Genomic DNA, 16679 nt, shown 5'->3' with positions numbered 1-16679 from the left:
CGTGTTGCACCGGCGTGTCGAGCAGCTTCTATCGCGTTTGGCGCCGGATCGCGCCACCGCCACCGCCGCCACCGCCGAGCGCCGCCATCGCCGCCACCGCCGAGCGCCGCCACCGCCACCACCGCCGCCGAGCGTCGAGCGCCGCCGCGGCTGAGCGCCGACTACGCCGGGATCGGTGGGTGCAGGCGCTTCATGCTCCATTCCTGCTGCCGTCGCGCGGAGTAGGCGGAGATGGCCATGGAGACGACGAGCAGGCCCACCAGGACGATCACCGATTGCCAGAGCCTGCCGTCCGCGCCACCGATGATGAGCTGCCGGAGCCCGGTGACGGAGTAGGTCATGGGCACGTACGGGTGGATGATCTCGAAGAGCCGCCCGGTCGTCTCGGTCGGGTAGAGGCCGCCGGCGGACACGAGGTTGACCATCAGCAGGGCGAGCACTGCGACGCGCGCGGTGGATGGGCCGAGGAGCACGAAGATCATCTGGATGAACGCGAGGAACGCGAGCGCGACAAGGATGAGGAAGACGATCAGGCCCGCGGGATTGGCGGCCTCGAGGCCGATCGCGTAGCGCGCCACGAGGAAGGTGACGATGGCCTGGGCGGCGCTGACGAGCATCGCCGGCCAGTAGGAGGCGAGGATCGTGCGGAGGCCGCCGAGCCCCGCGGCGAGCGCCCGGGGCTGGAGGGGCCGCATCAGCATCCAGAGGATGAATCCGCCGATGAACAGGGCCAGCGAGATGAAGAACGGTGCCACGCCGGTACCGAAGTTGGCGGCGTACGCGACATGGCGGGGGTTGACCTCGAGGGGGCCGCCGATGACTTCGGCGTGCTCGAGGCGTTCCTGGTTGTTCCAGGCGGGGATCTGCTGGGAACCGGCGGCGAGCTCGCTGGCGAGGAGGTTGGCGCCCTCGTCGAGCTGGGTGGTGCCGTCGGTGAGCTGGCCGACTCCACCGACGAGTTCTCCGCCACCATCGGCGAGCTGGCGCAATCCGTCGGCGAGCTCTACGGCACCGTTGTTGATCTCCTGCGCGCCGTCGCGGAGCTGGGTGACACCCCCGGTGAGCTGGTCGCCCCCGTCGGCGGCGAGGGCAAGCCCGGAGCGGAAGGGGCTGGTGGGATCCCCAATCTGGTAGGCGAGCTGGGCGGCGCCGTCGCGGAGCTGCTGGAGCTGGCTGCGTGACTCGGGGCCGAAGCCTTGCCGGTCGATCTCGCCGCGGATCCTGTCGAGCTCGGCGGCCGCGTCCTGGGCGACGGGGTGGGGAACGGTGCGCAGGTGCACAGCGACATCGTTGATCGTGCCGGTGATGTGGGCTTGCTTCGCGGCAAGCGCGTCGAGCTGGCCGACGAGCTGGTTCACGCCTCCGCTGAGCTGGTCGGCGCCATCGCCGAGCTGCCGAGCACCATCCTGGAGATCGCCGAGCCCGTCGGCGAGGGGGAGCACACCGTCGGTGAGCTGCTGGAGGCCTGCGGAGAGCTGCCCGGTGCCGTCCGCGAGAACGTTCGCGCCGTCGCGGGCGGCGACAAGGTTGGTCGCGAGCAACTGCGCGCCGTCGCTGAGCTCGGCCACGCCGTCGCGGAGCTCGCTGGTTCCGTCGGCGAGCTGCTGGCTGCCGTCAGCCGCCTCGACGAGGCCGCCGCGCACTGTCTGGAGGCCGATGAGGACTTGGTCGACCGACTGGGCGCCGATCGTCTCGGACATGACGTTGAGGATGCGATCCATCGCGGTCTGGGCGATGGTGGTGCCGATGGCGTTGGTGGCGTCGTTGTAGGTGACCTTGATCGTGGCCTTGCGCGGGTCGTCCCCCGCGGCGGAGACGAGCGCGTCGCTGAAGTCCTCGGGAAACTCGACCGCGAAGTAGTAGGTGCCGTCCTCGACCCCTTGCTGCGCCTGGTCATGATCGACACGGACCCATCCGAGATCGCCGCGCTGCTGCAGCTCGCGGGTGACCTGCTCGCCGAACCGGACCGTCAATCCGTCCACCTGCGCGCCAGTGTCGCTGTTGACGATGGCGACGGGCATCTGATCGACCTTGCCGAGCGGGTTCCAGTACGCCCAGAGGTACATCGCGCCGTAGAGGAGCGGCAGGAAGATGATCGCCACGATGGCGAGGCGGGGGAGCTTCTCTCGGCCGAACCTCTTGAGCTCGGTGCCGAAGGAGAGTGCTGCGACCATGGTTGGAGTCTCCAGAACGGGGTTCAGTGGCGGCTGGCGGCAAGCTCGAGGCGAAGCACCGCGGGATGGTCAGCGACGGGATCCACGGACGTGGTGAGCACGGTGGTGCGCTCGGTGAGGGCGGCGAGCCGCTCGACGAGGAAGCCTCGCTCGATGCTGTCCTCGATCTGCGCGAGATCATCGACGGCGAGGATGCGCGGGCTGCTCATCATCGACAGCGAGATCTGCAGCAGCAGCCGGTCGAGCTGGCTGAGGTCCCACAGCACGGTCTTGGCGGCGGGGATGGGTCGCTCTCCGAAGACTGGCCCGCAGGCCTCCTCCACCTCGTCATCGCCGGGGCGGCCCATGGGCCGGTACCAGGGACTGTTCCAGGTGGCGCGCTCGCGCAGCGCATCGCGGACGGTGAGGCTGTCGTCGAGGTCGTCGCTGGTGCTGAACCCCGCGATGGCAGTGTGCTTGCGGATGCGGTGGCCCCGCTTGGGGTAGGGCATGCCGAGGATGGTCGCGGAACCGGAGCCCGGCCGCATGCGGGCGGTGAGGGTGAGCAGGAGCGCGGTGCGGCCGGTGCCCGGGGGGCTCTGGAGCACCGCGAGTTCGCCGTCCTCGATGTCGAAGGTGTGCGGGCCATAGACGGTTCCGCGCTCCCCGCGGAGCGACAGCTCGGTGACGGAGATGATGGTTTCGGCGGTCGTGCCGCCGCGCGCGTCGTCCATGGATGGTTCCTCCGCAGTGTTGCCGCAGTGTTCCCGCGATGCCGTGTTGTCGCTGGCAGTGGGGCAGGTCCTGTGGTGACCACTATCGCGGACGCCGCTCGGGTGTGCCCGTTGATTGACGTTACTGACTGCTGATCAATCGTGTACGGGAAGGTGGTGGAAATCATGCGGGCCCACCTGGCGCACGAGCAGGGGCGGACCGCTTGCGCGGCCCGCCCCTGCTAGGTGCTGGTTGGTGCGAGGTGGATCAGAACGCGGCCTCGTCGAGCCCCATCAGGTCGAGATCGATGTTGGTCAGGACCTGCCGGATAGCGTGGATCTCGGGCAGCATGTTCTTCGCGAAGAACGAGCCGACCGCGACCTTGCCCTGGTAGAACGGCACGTCCTTCTCGCTGGCACCCTTGTCGAGCGCGGCGAGCGCGAGCTCGGCCTGGCGCAGCAGCAGCCAGCCGATGAGCAGGTCGCCCACGGCGAGCAGCAGTCGCACGGAGCCCAGGCCGATCTTGTAGAGCTCCTCGATCTGCTCGGCGGCACCCATCAGGTGGCCGGTGAAGGTGCCCAGGATCGCCTGGATATCCTCGAGCGCGGCGTTGAGGAGCTCGCGCTCGTTCTTCAGCCGCTCGTCACCGTTCGGGTCGTCGATGAACTTCTTGATCTCGCCAGCGACGTGGGCGAGTGCGACGCCCTTGTCGCGGGCGATCTTGCGGAAGAAGAAGTCGAGCGCCTGGATGGCCGTGGTGCCCTCGTACAGCGAGTCGATCTTGGCGTCGCGGATGTACTGCTCGATCGGGTAGTCCTGCAGGAAGCCCGATCCACCGAGGGTCTGGAGCGACTCGGTGAGGTACTGGTAGGCACGCTCCGAGCCGACGCCCTTGACGATCGGCAGCAGCAGATCGTTGACGCGGTAGGCGAGGTCCTTGTCGACGCCCGCGACGATCTTCGCGGCGGCCTCGTCCTGGTGGATGGCGGTGTAGAGGTAGACCGCGCGCAGGCCCTCGGCGTATGCCTTCTGCGACATCAGGCTGCGGCGCACGTCCGGGTGGTGGGTGATGGTGACGCGCGGCGCGGTCTTGTCGGTCATCCGGGTCATGTCCGCGCCCTGCACGCGCTCCTTCGCGTAGGAGAGCGCGTTGAGGTAGCCGGTGGAGAGGGTGGAGATCGCCTTGGTGCCCACCATCATGCGGGCGTGCTCGATGACCTCGAACATCTGCGCGATGCCCTCGTGCACCTCGCCGACCAGCCAGCCCACGGCTGGCTTGCCGTTCTGGCCGAACGTCAGCTCACAGGTAGCCGAGACCTTCAGGCCCATCTTGTGCTCCACGCCCGTGACGTAGACGCCGTTGTGCTCGCCGTACTCGCCGGTCTCCCAGTCCACGTGGTACTTCGGGACGAAGAACAGGCTCAGGCCCTTCGTGCCGGCGCCAGCACCCTCGGGGCGCGCCAGGACGAGGTGCATGATGTTCGGGAAGAGGTCATCGGAGGTCGCGGAGGTGATGAAGCGCTTCACGCCCTCGATGTGCCAGGTGCCATCCTCCTGCTTGATGGCCTTGGTGCGGCCAGCGCCAACGTCGGAACCGGCGTCCGGCTCGGTCAGGACCATCGTGGCGCCCCAGCCGCGCTCCACGGCGTGCTCGGCCCACTTCTTCTGCTCATCGGTGCCGAGGTGGTACAGGACGTTCGCGAACGAAGGACCGGCCTGGTACATGAAGGCGGCGGGCTGCGCGCCGAGCAGCATCTCCGCGATCGACCACACGAGGATGCGGGGCGCGGGGATGCCGCCGATCTCCTCGGAAAGGCCCATGCGGTACCACTCGCCGTCCCACAGTGCCCGGAAGGACTTCTTGAAGGAATCGGGGAGGGTGACCTCGTGCGTCTCGGGGTCGAAGACAGGGGGGTTGCGATCCGCATCCGCGAAGGACTCGCCCAATGGGCCCTCAGCAAGACGCGAGACCTCGGACAGCATGTCGCGCACGGTGTCGACGTCCAGGTCGCCGAACTCGCCGGACTTCAATACTTCCTCGAGGCCCAGGAACTCGAAGAGGTTGAACTCCAGGTCGCGAACGTTGCTCTTGTAGTGGCCCATTCTTACACTCTCTCCGTTGAGATGTTCGTCGGATTCCCTACCAGGAGCATGATGCCGTGGCCGCCATGCACAGCATGGTCAACCCAGCAACCTACTCGCCAGTAACTTTCGCCAGTTTACGTCCAGACCGCGTCCATGCCAATAGCACCACCTGCGAACTGCACCACATTCATGGCAATGCGTCGCTGCTCCCGGGCTCCCGGACCGCCTCGCCGAACTCACGCACGGTCGGGGGCAGGATCAGCACAGCGACCAGCGCCTCGCTCACGAAGAACCACCAGCCCACCGCCGCCAGGCCATGATCATTGATCGATAGCGCCACCCCCACGAGGAACACCACGGTCGTCGCCGACCGCGCCGCCACCAGGCGCCCCACCAGGCCATTGATCCGCGCCAGCGACCCATGCATCGCCTGCAGCGCCACGAACGGGAACGCCGCGGCACCCGCGTACAACAACGCCGCGCTATGCGTCCCATAGCTCGCGTCGATCAGCCCGAACGCCGTCGGGGCCAGGATCGCCAGGAACATCGAGCCCGCCAGCGCCATCAACGACAGCAAGAACGCGAACCGATAGACCAGGCCCGGCAAATCCCACGCCGACCGGTCCGCCGCGCTCACGAACGGACCCATCACCGCGGTCAACATCGTCGCGAACATCAGGATCAAGAAGAACGCAGGGATGAAATGCCCCGCCGCGATCGGCCCCAGGTTCACGATCACCAGCAGCGGCAGCACCGTCGGCATCACCGCGCCCAGCGCCGCCGGGCCATACGCCCGCAGCACCCCCCGCATCATCTGCCCGCGATCGACCTGCTGCGGCGCCAGCGCCGCGAACTCGCTCCTGCCGATCTTGCGCGCGATCACCGCCGTCAAGACCGGCACCAGCACCATCGTGGGCACGAACCAGGCCACGGCGATCCCCGTCGAGCCCAGCGAGAACAGCCCCAGCACCACCAATAGCGCCAGCCTCGCCCCCGCCTGCGCGACCATCGCTACCGCGCTCCACCGGGCCCGGCCCAGCCCCGACACCATCGCGTCATACGACGCCAGCACCGACAGCCCCGCGACCAGCGGTGGAAATGCCCACGCTTGCCAGGAATGCTCGAAAACCACCTGCCGCGGGACGATCAGCACCACGACTGTCCCCGCGAGCATCGCGACGATGAAAACCGCGGCATTGCCACGGAGGAACCAGCCCATCGCCTTCACGCCCGAGAACGGCACCACCCGCGACACCACCGCGCCGATGCCCAGGTTCGCCAGCGTGGATACCCCGGTAGCGGCCGCCACCAGCACGCCCGCGAAGCCCAGCGCCTGCACATCGAACATGAACGCGGCCACCACCCAGAAGACCGCCGTGAAGCTCGCGCCGAAAACGCTCGACACCAACGCCGCCAAGGCATCAGCATCCAGCACCCGGCGCGACGCCAGCCCCGCTGACGGCGTCAAGTCCCAGCTGTTCGTATTCGCGCTCTCCGACACGACCCAAGCCTAGTGACGCGACCGCAGGCCCCGGGCACGAAGGGGGAGACGGGGTTCGCGGCAGAGCTGGCAACCGGGGCAGCAAGGTGGCCGGGCGCCGCACATGCGCCCGGCCCCCTCTGCGTTTGCGCGCGGGCTCGCGGGGTATTCCCCCTACAGATGCCGCAGCTTCGCCCCTTCTCGCTGCCTCCGGCTTCCTGCGTTGACTCCCGCGAAAGGACAGCGACGAGGAAGTACGCGAGCAATCGTGATCGCTTCACTGCGCCATGTCCCATCCCAGCCCCTGATCGGGGGCTAAGCACAACAAGGAATCGAAATGGATACCACCACCACCATCGTCGTCATCATCGCCGTGGTCGCGGCGTTGCTGATCGCCGCCGTCATCTGGTCGCTTGTCACGAAGAAGCGCAAGGAGAGCCGCAGGGCCGAAGCCACCCACCTCCGCACTCAAGCGGCCGAGCACTCGCACGATGCCGGGCAGCGGGAGGCTCGCGCCGCCCAGACAGCGGCAAAGGCGCGCGCCGCCCAAGCCGAGGCCGACGCGAAGGCGGCCGAAGCGGCAGGATTGCAGCACCAGGCGCAGACACGTCGAGCCGACGCGGCCTCCGCCCGTGACACGGTGAACCAGGAGTTCGACCAGGCCAACGAGGTCGACCCGGACCTGTCGACCCGAGGCACAGACGTTGGCGCCAGGCCGGACGAGCACACGCGCGGCACTACCGGGCGTACGTTCGAAGCGGGCCGCGGCAACCGGGCTAGCACCGGTTCCGCCAGCAGGGCAGACATGCCCCCACAGGATGCCCCGGAACGCCAACAGCCACGGCCGCCACACGATCAGCAGCGCTGAGGGAACAGGAGAGGGCAGGGAGGTGCAGGGCGCTCCTCCACGAGGCGCGCTCGAGGCGTGCCTGGCAATGAGAGAAGGCGCCTCCCCACGGGGAGGCGCCTTCTCGATCGCGGCAACTGATGGAGCCGATGACGGGAATCGAACCCGCGTATTCAGCTTGGGAAGCTGATGTTCTGCCATTGAACTACATCGGCGTTGCAGCGTGCTTGCTGCGGTATGCGAGTGTAGCAAGCTTTGGGCAGTCGTTCCCGTCGCGGGTGTTCACGGCGGTGGGCGTGTCGGGCCGGGGCGGGTGGCAGGTGGGTCGGATCGGGTCGGGGCCAGCCGCGTGCGGGGGTCAGCGCTGGAGGGTGCCCGCGCTGGAGGGTGCCCGCGCTAGTGGGGACCAGCACTGGAGGGTGCCCGCGCTAGTGGAAACTTTTGCCGCTCGGAAGGGGAAAAGTTTCCACTGAAGGAGCGGGAGGCCGCAAGCGGCTGGCCCGAGCGGGCGCTCGCGAACGGCTGGCACGAGCGGGCAACCGCCAGCCAAGCCACCACGCGCCGGACCAGCAGCGCATCCCCGCACCGGTAGGCTGTGCCGATGCTTCTTTCTGATAGGGATATCCGCGCGGAGATCGGGGCGGGCAGGCTGGGCCTGGAGCCGTTCGATGATGCGCTGGTGCAGCCGTCGAGCGTGGATGTGCGGCTGGACACCATGTTCCGGGTCTTCAACAACACGCGGTACACGCATATCGATCCGAAGCTGCAGCAGGATGAGCTGACGTCGCTGGTGGAGGCCCCCGCGGGGGAACCGTTCGTGCTGCATCCAGGGGAATTCGTGCTGGGCTCGACCCTGGAGCTGTGCAGCTTGCCCGATGACCTGGCGGGACGACTGGAGGGGAAGTCCTCGCTGGGGCGGCTGGGCCTGCTGACGCATTCGACGGCGGGGTTCATCGATCCCGGGTTCAGCGGGCACATCACGCTGGAGCTGTCGAACGTGGCGAACCTGCCGATCACGTTGTGGCCAGGCATGAAGATCGGCCAGTTGTGCTTGATCCGGTTGTCGAGCCCGGCGGAGTTCCCATATGGCAGCGCGCGGACGGGTTCGAAGTACCAGGGGCAGCGCGGCCCCACGCCGTCGCGGTCGTACTTGAACTTCCGGACCTAGGACCAGTACTGAGGTTACGGAGAGATACGTCATAGTGAACTGATAGTCGGACTTCACCGATTGGTCGGACTTCATTAACTCGCACTGCCTAGGGTTTGGGGCATGGCGATTCGGATGACGGTGTTCGGTACGGGCTATCTTGGTGCAACGCATGCCGCATGCATGGCCGAGCGCGGCCACGAGGTGCTGGGCGTGGACGTGGACGCGGAGAAGGCCGAGCGGCTCAAGGCCGGTGATGTGCCGTTCTACGAGCCCGGCCTGCCGGAGGTCCTCAAGCGGAACATCGAGGCGGGACGCTTGAGGTTCACCACATCGTACGAGGAAGCAGCGGAGTTCGGCGATGTGCATTTCATCGGCGTGGGCACCCCGCAGCGGCGCGGTGAGTACGCCGCGGACCTGAAGTACGTGCACAGCGTGATCGACACGCTCGGGCCGCTCCTGAAGCGCCCGGCCTTGATCGCCGGCAAGTCGACGGTTCCCGTGGGAACGGCCACGGAGCTGGCGGAGCGCGTGGCGCGGCTCTCCCCGGTAGGGGACCAGGTGGAGCTGGCCTGGAACCCGGAGTTCCTGCGCGAGGGATTCGCCGTCAAGGACACCCTGGAGCCGGACCGGATCGTGGCGGGCGTGCAGCCTGGCGGAAAGGCAGAGGCGATCCTGCGGGAGGTCTACGCCAAGGCCGTCGATGCGGGCACCCCGTTCCTCGTGATGGACTACGCCACCGCGGAACTGGTCAAGGTGAGCGCCAACGCGTTCCTCGCGACGAAGATCTCGTTCATCAACGCGATGGCGGAGATGTGCGAGGCCGTTGGTGGGGATGTCACATTGCTCGCTGATGCGATCGGCCACGATACCCGCATCGGCCGCCGGTTCCTCAACGCTGGCCTCGGCTTCGGCGGAGGCTGCCTGCCCAAGGACATCCGGGCCTTCATGGCGCGAGCGGGCGAGCTCGGGGCTGATCAGGCCCTGACATTCCTGCGAGAGGTGGACAACATCAACATGCGACGACGTGGCCGCATGGTCGAGATCGCCACCGAGGCGCTCGGGGGCACGCTGATCGGCAAGAACGTTGCCGTCCTCGGCGCGGCGTTCAAGCCGGACTCCGATGACGTGCGCGACTCCCCGGCGCTCAACGTTGCTGGCATGCTGCAGCTCAAGGGCGCCGCGGTCAGCGTGTACGACCCGAAGGCCATGGAAAACTCGCGCAAGATGTTCCCCACTCTGGGCTATTCCGAGTCGGTGGTCGATGCGTGCGAGAAGGCCGATATCGTGCTGGTGCTCACCGAGTGGCAGGAGTTCCGGGAGCTTGATCCCGCGGAGCTCGAGGGAGTAGTGCGCGGCCGTGTCGTCGCGGACGGTCGCAACTGCCTCGATGCCCGCAAGTGGATCGATGCCGGGTGGAACTACCGTGCGCTGGGACGCAACCTCTCCACCGTCTAGGCGGCGGATTCCCGCAGCGTTCGCATTCGGTGACCGATAGGTTTCGATTTGACTGCGAAGCACTACAGTTGCCAGATTTCCGGCGCAGCGGGCGTTCACACTCTCCCTATCGGCGTGCGGGCCAGCGACGGCCGCTACGGAAGGGACGCTAGGTGGGATCGGTACTGGGAATCGCAATAGACGCAGGACACGTGCGGTCCGCGTTGCGCTACCCCGACGGGGCCTGCGATGAGCAGTGCATTCCCATCACGGATGGCGCCTACGCGGAAGCAGTGGTGGCAGCGGTCACCGCCATGCAGGACTGGGTGGCGCGCACCAAGGCGGCCCGGTTCGCCATCGTCGTGGTGGCGTGCCCGATGGAATCACAGAATCCCCAGGTGCTCGAGGCGCTCTCCTCGATCGAATCGCTCACGGTGCGCTTCGTGGACTTCGCGGAGGCGCAGTGGGCCTATCTCGAGGAGATCGGTGCCTACACTCCTCCGGGCAACGTCATCCTGCACGGGCAGGGCGACGAGGGGACGATCTTCAGCCTTATCGATCCGGTAGCGGGGGAGTGCCTGGCGCGGGCATACGATCCTACGCTGAGCCTGCGCACGATCGATGACGCGATCGCCTCGGTCGTGGGCAGCCGCGCGCGCATCGATCATTTCCGCCACACGCTCATTGATCGCGAGTCGATCGCACTGGGGCGCCGTGGCACGATCGACCGCAAGGACGTCGCCCGTGTCATCGATGGCGTGGCGCAGCGGTCCTTCCGTAGCTCCCTCGACGTTGCTCACCAGTTCGGCCTCTCGGCGGAGTCGATCGTCCTGCTGGGCACGGCCTCGGCGCTCGTCGCGCCGATCGCCCGCAACTATCGGTCCGTCCCACTGGTCGTCGCGGAGGATCCGACCGCGATCGCAGCGATCGGTGCCGCTGTGCTCGTCGCCCGCTCCGACCCGTCCGCAGGGGCCGCCCCTGTGGCATTCGGGGCCGGGCTGGTGATGCCAAGCTCAGCGGATCGTCGCGGGAGGGCACTGGGACGCAGCTCTCTCGCGTCCCGTGGGCTCACGCGGGCCGCGGCCGTGATCGCCATCCTCGCCACGACTGGCCTCGGGATCCATCTGACAACCGGAATGACCTCGTCGGGGACTGCATCCCTGGTCATCGATGGAACGCTCGCTGAGTCCTTGCCAGGGCAAGCCGAAGGCAGCAAGGATGTGCTGCCACGGCAGGACCGCACGATCGCGGAAAAGCCCCCGCCCAGCCAGGTCGAGACCGAGGGCGGGCCAAGCGAACCAGCGGAAGCTGGCCCTGCCGCCGCGGCCGAGCAGCCCGCTGCGCCGGAGCAACCGTTGGAGGACGAGCAGACCTCTGGGGCAGCGGCGCCGCAACGGGGCGAGCCGACGGGCCCATCGCAGGCAGAGGTACAGGAAGGGCCGCAACCGCAAGAGACGCAGCCTCGCCGCGAGCAAGGGTGGTTCCCGGCGGCCGAGCCCGCAGCGCCCGAGCCCGCGCCTGCGCCAGCCCCTCCACCCGCACCAGCTCCTGCACCAGCGCCTGCGCCAGCTCCTGCACCAGCGCCCGCCCCTGCGCCAGCGCCAGCCCCTCCACCCGCGCCAGCCCCTGCGCCAGCTCCTGCACCAGCGCCTGAGCCGGAGCCGGAGCCAGTACCGGAGCCTGCGCCAGCCCCGGCACCAGCACCTGCACCAGTGCCGGCACAAGCACCAGCGCCTGCTCCCGCCCCGGAGCCTGCTCCAGCACCGGAGCCCGAGCCTGAGCCGGAGCCGGAGGCTGCTACATCGATCAGCGAGATTCCCCTGGACCTGGGCTGAGGCGCCGTCTCACCTACTGCGAGTAGCTGGCGAGGAAGTTGCCGATGCGTTCGATCGCCACGGTGAGGTCGCGCGAGTAGGGCAGCGTGACGATGCGGAAGTGGTCGGGGTCGGGCCAGTTGAAACCGGTGCCCTGGACGACGAGGATCTTCTCGTGCAGCAGGAGGTCCTGCACGAACTGCTCATCGTTGTGGATCTCGTGCACCTCGGGATCCAGGCGGGGGAAGCAGTACAGGGCTCCCTTGGGCTTCACGCAGCTCACTCCGGGGATCGCGTTGAGGCGTTCCCATGCGGTGTCGCGCTGCTCGAGCAATCGGCCTCCCGGCAAAATCAGCTCGTTGATCGACTGGTGCCCGCCCAGTGCTACCTGGATGGCATGCTGCGCGGGGACGTTGGGGCAGAGTCGCATCGAGGCCAGCAGGTTGATGCCTTCGAGGAAGCTCGTCGCGTGGTCCTTGGGCCCGGTGATCACGAGCCAGCCGGACCGGTAGCCGGCCACGCGATAGGCCTTCGATAGCCCGTTGAACGTCAACGTGAGCAGGTCGGGAGCGAGGGCCGCGAGCGAGACGTGCTTGGCATCGTCGTAGAGGATGCGGTCGTAGATCTCGTCAGCGAGCAGCAGGAGCCGATGCTTGCGCGCGAGTGAGACGAGCTCGTTGAGCACATGCTCCGAGTAGACCGCGCCGGTGGGGTTGTTCGGGTTGATCACCACGATCGCCTTCGTCTTCTTGGTGATCTTGGACTCGATGTCCGCGACATCCGGGTTCCAGTCGTCCTCCTCCGCGCACCGGTAGTGCACCGGAGTGCCACCCGCGAGGCTCGTGGCTGCTGTCCATAGGGGATAGTCGGGTGCCGGGATGAGCACCTCGTCGCCGTTGTCGAGCAGTGCCTGCATGACCATTACGATCAGCTCGGATACCCCGTTGCCGAGGAATACGTCATCCACATCGAACTCGGGGAACCCGGGCTCGAGCTCGTAGCGGGTGACGATGGCGCGCCGTGCCGACAGGATGCCCTTGGAGTCGGAGTAGCCCTGCGCGTAGGGGAGGGCGGCGATCATGTCCCGCATGATCACATCGGGCGCCTCGAAGCCGAACGGGGCCGGATTGCCGATGTTGAGCTTCAGGATCCGGTGCCCCTCGGCCTCGAGCCTGGCCGCGTGCGCGTGCACGGGGCCACGGATCTCGTACAGGACGTCCTGCAGCTTGCTCGACTGCTGCAGGACGCGAGGCTGGTAGTGATGCGGGTGCAGGGGATCGTTTCGGCTCACGTGTTCATCGTGCCACTGCTGTCGAGTGAATAATGCACGGACCTGCCAGAGACCATGACGCCGGTGCTGGACGGGCGCCGCGGCCCGAGGCCCGGCTGGTGCTTGGCACAAGACTGTGGCCCCGATCCCCCGCTACAGGGGATCGGGGCCACAGCGTTCCTGACGTGCTCGGCTAGCTGGCGCCCTGCCCGGGACGCTTGGCGCCGGGCTGGATCCCGAGGCCCTTCGGCTTCGGCTTGTCGGCGGGCGCGGCCTTGTCCGCGGCCTCGGTCGAGGAGTCATCGCTCGCGGGCGCGCCGGAATCGTCAGCCGCAGGTTCCGATGGCGCCTGGGGCTCGGCGGCCTTGGGCTCGGGTGCCTCCGCTGGCTCCGGCTTGGGCTCAGCCTTCTTCGCGGCAGGCTCCGTCGCGGGCTTCGCGGATCCCGCTGCCTGCGACCCCGGCCGCTTGGCGGCGGCCTTCATCTGGAGCCCGCCCTTAGCGGGTGCCTTTGCCGGTGCTGCCTCCTGGGTCGCGTCCGGCTCGGCGGCCTTGGGAGCCTCCTGCGCAGGCTTCTCGGCGGCTGGCTTGTCCTCGGCGGGCTTATCCGTCGCGGGCTTGGCCGCGGGCGCGGCTGCCTTGGCCCCGGGCCGCTTGGCGGCGGCCTTCATCTGGAGCCCGCCCTTTGCGGGTGCCTTTGCCGGTGCTTCCTTCTGGGTCTCGTCCGGCTCGGCGGCCTTGGGAGCCTCCTGCGCAGGCTTCTCGGCCGCTGGCTTGTCCTCGGCTGGCTTGGCCGCGGGCGCGGCTGCCTTGGCACCGGGTCGCTTGGCCGCGGTCTTCATCTGGAGCCCGCCCTTGGCGGCTGCCTTGGCAGGCGCTTCCGACTCGCTCTTCGGCGCCTCGCTCTTTGCCGGCTCGTCCTTGGCCGCATCAGGCTGGGCTGCCGGGGTGGCCTTGGCGCCGGGGCGCTTGGTGGCCTTGACCTGGAGCCCGCCCTTCGCGGGGGCCGTGGTCGCGGCCGGCTTGGCCGGTGCATCGCCGCCCGCAGCGGGTGCGGCTTCCTTGGGCTCGGTCTCCACGGCAGCGCTCGCCTTGGGCGCGGCGGTGGTAGCCGCGCCAACTCGAGCAGGGGAGCGCTTGGAGCCGACTGTCACTCCCTCGGGCAAGCCGCGCTTGACGCCTTCGAGGAGCATCATCGCGACATCGACGACCTCGACGCCCTCGCCCTTGCCGGATTCCTGGCGCGCGGTCACGCCGTCGGAGATCATCACGCGGCAGAACGGGCAGCCGGTGGCGATCTTCTGGGCGTTGGTGTCGAGGGCCTCATCGGTGCGCTCGACGTTGACGCGCTTGCCGAGGTGCTCCTCCATCCACATGCGGGCGCCGCCCGCGCCGCAGCACAGGGATCGCTCGCCGTGGCGTGGCATCTCGGTGAGGGTGGCACCGGACGCGGAAACGAGCTCGCGTGGCGCCTCGTAGATCTTGTTGTGCCGACCGAGGTAGCAGGGGTCGTGGTAGGTGGTGATGCTCTTCGACGGCTCGGAGACGGGGATGAGCCGCTTGTCGCGCACCAACCGGTTGAGCAACTGGGTGTGGTGGACGACCTCGAAGTCGCCGCCGAGCTGCGGATACTCGTTGCCGATGGCGGTGTAGCAGTGCGGGCAGGTCACGACGATCTTGCGCTGTGACTGCGGCCGGCCATCGAAGACGTCATTGAACGTCTCGATGTTCTGCTGCGCGAGCGTCTGGAAGAGCAGCTCGTTGCCAGCGCGGCGGGCGGAGTCGCCGGTGCAGGTCTCGCCGGTGCCGAGCACCATGAACTCGACGCCAGCGATGTGCAGGAGCTCCGCGACGGCCTTGGTCGTGCGCTTGGCGCGATCCTCGAAGGCACCGGCGCAGCCGACCCAGAACAAGTACTCGGTGTCGCCGAACTCGCCCTCGTAGACGGGGACGTCGAAGTCGACCTCGTCGATCCACTTCACGCGGTCCTTGGCATTCTGGCCCCAGGGGTTGCCCTTGACCTCGAGGTTCTTGAACAGGCCGGCGAGCTCGGAGGGGAATGCCGACTCGATGAGGACCTGGTAGCGGCGCATGTCGATGATGTGGTCGACGTGCTCGATGTCGACGGGGCACTGCTCGACGCAAGCGCCGCAGGTAGTGCAGCTCCACAGCACCTCGGGGTCGATGACGCCGTCGGTGGCCGGGTCGCCGGTGCTCTCGCCGACGAGGGGCCGGCCGGCCTCGATGCGGGCGGCCTCGGGGATCTTGGCGAGCGCGTCCTCATCGGGGTTGCCGTCGGCGTCGACGAGGCCGATCTCCTCCCCGGCCATGTCCTTGCGGCCTCCGGCGAGCAGGTAGGGGGCCTTGGCGTAGGTGTGGTCGCGCAGCGCGAGGATCAGCAGCTTGGGCGACAGGGGCTTGCCCGTGTTCCAGGCGGGGCACTGCGACTGGCAGCGGCCGCACTCGGTGCACGTGGTGAAGTCGAGCAGGCCCTTCCAGGAGAAGTCCTCGGCCTTGCCGGCGCCGAACGCATCGGTCTCGGGGTCGGCCTCCTCGAGCTCGAGGACCTTGCCGCCGGACATCATGGGCTTGGCGGCACCGAGCGCGACCCCGCCATCGTCCTCGCGCTTGAAGTAGATGTTGAAGAACGCGGAGAAGCGGTGCCAGGCGACGCCCATGGTGATGTAGCGGCCGACGATGAGCAGCCAGATCATGCCGGAGAACAGCTTGATCATGGCGAAGATGGAGACGAGCACGGGCTCGGCGGGCAGGAGCTCGGCGATCCAGCGGGTGGCGAAGTAGGCGGTGTCGTTGCCGCCGTACACGGCGTACTTGGAGGCGCGGACGAAGACGACGCCGAGACCCTCGACGAGGACGACGGCCTCGACGAAGTAGGCCTGCCAGAAGCTGGAGCCGGAGAAGCGGGACATCCGATCGGGACGGCGCGGGTGGTTGCGCTGGCGGACGATGATGAGCGCGATGATGCCGATGACGGTGCCTAGGCCGAGCAGCTCCATGAGGAGGCTCCAGACGAAGAGGTCACCGATGATGGGCCAGTGGAAGTGCGGGTTGTACGTCTCGCCGTATGCCTCGAGCCAGGCGGAGGCTCCGAGCAGGAAGCCCAGCATGACGAGCCAGTGCGCCCAGCCCACGGAACGGAACTTGTTCATGCGGGTGTGCGCGAGGAACTCGATCATGAGTTGCTTGAACCGCGGCCAGACGGGGAACAGGCGTGTTCCGTCTGGCTGGCCGAGCCGGATGGTCTGCACCATCCTCCATGCCCCGGCCCAGAAGATGATCCAGCATGGAATGCTGACGACTGCGGCGATGGTGCCGAGCGTCAGCGTAACGGGCGTCACGTCGCTCATGTCGTCGTGGCCTTTCTGTCGTGGCGGCATGTGCCGCCAGCCGTAAGCCGTCCGCTTCCCCTCATATTACCCGCGAGTACCTTGTGCTTCGCTGCTCGCGGAGCGCCGGGGATTCCTGTGCGGTTGTGTCGCGGCGAGGCCTGCGCATCCCATGCCCGCCTCGCCTGGTGCCAGCGCTTGCGTGGTCCAGTCGGGGCGCGAGCACCTGATCGCGCGCACACTCGTCTGCCCTAACGGTATTACGTGCCCTGATGGCCGCATTCGCGCAGGCGAGCCTAACTTGATCATTATGCCGCCCTGGCAGCGAAAACGCCCTGGGATCGCTGGATTCCCAGCCATCCCAGGGCGTTCCTGGTTCGATCTCC

At 67.9% G+C, this 16679-nt stretch carries 11 protein-coding genes and 1 tRNA gene; 5 read left to right on the top strand and 7 right to left on the bottom strand.

Annotation, left to right across the window (positions count from 1 at the left end):
* Positions 1 to 161: 161 nt before the first annotated feature.
* The 4 genes from HT102_RS13340 to HT102_RS13325 form a co-directional block, all read right to left on the bottom strand.
* Entirely contained in the window at positions 162 to 2174 is a 2013-nt protein-coding gene (locus tag HT102_RS13340; RefSeq protein ID WP_192039927.1) for a YhgE/Pip domain-containing protein, read from the bottom strand.
* A gap of 23 nt (positions 2175 to 2197) precedes the next feature.
* On the bottom strand, positions 2198 to 2887 hold the full coding sequence (locus HT102_RS13335; RefSeq protein ID WP_192039926.1) for an ATP-binding cassette domain-containing protein: 690 nt from the start codon (positions 2885 to 2887) through the stop codon (positions 2198 to 2200).
* A gap of 247 nt (positions 2888 to 3134) precedes the next feature.
* Entirely contained in the window at positions 3135 to 4970 is a 1836-nt protein-coding gene (locus tag HT102_RS13330; protein WP_192039925.1) for an acyl-CoA dehydrogenase, read from the bottom strand.
* A 169-nt stretch (positions 4971 to 5139) separates the two neighbouring features.
* A complete protein-coding gene (locus HT102_RS13325) occupies positions 5140 to 6300 on the bottom strand; it encodes a hypothetical protein (protein ID WP_192039924.1) in 1161 nt (386 codons plus the stop codon).
* Between HT102_RS13325 and HT102_RS13320 the strand changes: the two genes are divergently transcribed.
* Together HT102_RS13320 and HT102_RS13315 are read left to right on the top strand one after the other, a co-directional pair.
* Positions 6299 to 6466, top strand: coding sequence for a hypothetical protein (locus HT102_RS13320; RefSeq protein WP_192039923.1), 168 nt, complete (start codon positions 6299 to 6301; stop codon positions 6464 to 6466). The genes HT102_RS13325 and HT102_RS13320 overlap by 2 nt on opposite strands.
* Positions 6467 to 6769: 303 nt before the next feature.
* Positions 6770 to 7300, top strand: coding sequence for a hypothetical protein (locus HT102_RS13315; protein WP_192039922.1), 531 nt, complete (start codon positions 6770 to 6772; stop codon positions 7298 to 7300).
* A 120-nt stretch (positions 7301 to 7420) separates the two neighbouring features.
* On the opposite strand, the gene HT102_RS13310 is transcribed toward HT102_RS13315, so the two are convergent.
* Positions 7421 to 7494: transfer RNA gene (locus HT102_RS13310), tRNA-Gly, on the bottom strand.
* Positions 7495 to 7880: 386 nt separating this feature from the next.
* On the opposite strand from HT102_RS13310, the gene dcd reads away from it, so the two are divergent.
* The 3 genes from dcd to HT102_RS16445 all read left to right on the top strand — a co-directional run bounded on the left by dcd (position 7881) and on the right by HT102_RS16445 (position 11698).
* Positions 7881 to 8447, top strand: coding sequence for a dCTP deaminase (gene dcd / locus HT102_RS13305; RefSeq protein WP_192039921.1), 567 nt, complete (start codon positions 7881 to 7883; stop codon positions 8445 to 8447).
* 102 nt (positions 8448 to 8549) lie between these two features.
* Positions 8550 to 9884 (top strand): UDP-glucose dehydrogenase family protein, encoded by a 1335-nt coding sequence (locus tag HT102_RS13300; protein ID WP_192039920.1) that lies wholly within the window; start codon positions 8550 to 8552, stop codon positions 9882 to 9884.
* 191 nt (positions 9885 to 10075) lie between these two features.
* Positions 10076 to 11698: a hypothetical protein gene (locus HT102_RS16445; RefSeq protein WP_192039919.1), complete on the top strand. Its 1623-nt coding sequence runs from the start codon at positions 10076 to 10078 to the stop codon at positions 11696 to 11698.
* A gap of 13 nt (positions 11699 to 11711) precedes the next feature.
* Here HT102_RS16445 and HT102_RS13290 read toward each other — a convergent pair whose 3' ends face one another.
* Entirely contained in the window at positions 11712 to 12968 is a 1257-nt protein-coding gene (locus HT102_RS13290; RefSeq protein ID WP_192039918.1) for a pyridoxal phosphate-dependent aminotransferase, read from the bottom strand.
* 172 nt (positions 12969 to 13140) lie between these two features.
* Entirely contained in the window at positions 13141 to 16314 is a 3174-nt protein-coding gene (locus tag HT102_RS13285; RefSeq protein WP_225443660.1) for a heterodisulfide reductase-related iron-sulfur binding cluster, read from the bottom strand.
* Between the last annotated feature and the right edge of the window lie 365 nt (positions 16315 to 16679).

This window comes from Lolliginicoccus lacisalsi, assembly GCF_014841105.1.
GTDB classification, from domain to species: Bacteria; Actinomycetota; Actinomycetes; order Mycobacteriales; family Mycobacteriaceae; genus Lolliginicoccus; species Lolliginicoccus lacisalsi.
Note: the sequence above shows the minus strand (reverse complement) of the source record. Positions and strands in the feature narration are given on the sequence as shown.

What these genes read in the sequence shown, in the direction of transcription:
- HT102_RS13340 (WP_192039927.1), bottom strand. Translation starts at nt 2,174, where the DNA reads ATGGTCGCAGCACTCTCCTTCGGCACCGAGCTCAAGAGGTTCGGCCGA.
- HT102_RS13330 (WP_192039925.1), bottom strand. Translation starts at nt 4,970, where the DNA reads ATGGGCCACTACAAGAGCAACGTTCGCGACCTGGAGTTCAACCTCTTC.
- HT102_RS13335 (WP_192039926.1), bottom strand. Translation starts at nt 2,887, where the DNA reads ATGGACGACGCGCGCGGCGGCACGACCGCCGAAACCATCATCTCCGTC.
- HT102_RS13320 (WP_192039923.1), top strand. Translation starts at nt 6,299, where the DNA reads ATGAACGCGGCCACCACCCAGAAGACCGCCGTGAAGCTCGCGCCGAAA.
- HT102_RS13325 (WP_192039924.1), bottom strand. Translation starts at nt 6,300, where the DNA reads ATGTTCGATGTGCAGGCGCTGGGCTTCGCGGGCGTGCTGGTGGCGGCC.
- HT102_RS13285 (WP_225443660.1), bottom strand. Translation starts at nt 16,314, where the DNA reads ATGAGCGACGTGACGCCCGTTACGCTGACGCTCGGCACCATCGCCGCA.
- HT102_RS13315 (WP_192039922.1), top strand. Translation starts at nt 6,770, where the DNA reads ATGGATACCACCACCACCATCGTCGTCATCATCGCCGTGGTCGCGGCG.
- HT102_RS13300 (WP_192039920.1), top strand. Translation starts at nt 8,550, where the DNA reads ATGGCGATTCGGATGACGGTGTTCGGTACGGGCTATCTTGGTGCAACG.
- dcd (WP_192039921.1), top strand. Translation starts at nt 7,881, where the DNA reads ATGCTTCTTTCTGATAGGGATATCCGCGCGGAGATCGGGGCGGGCAGG.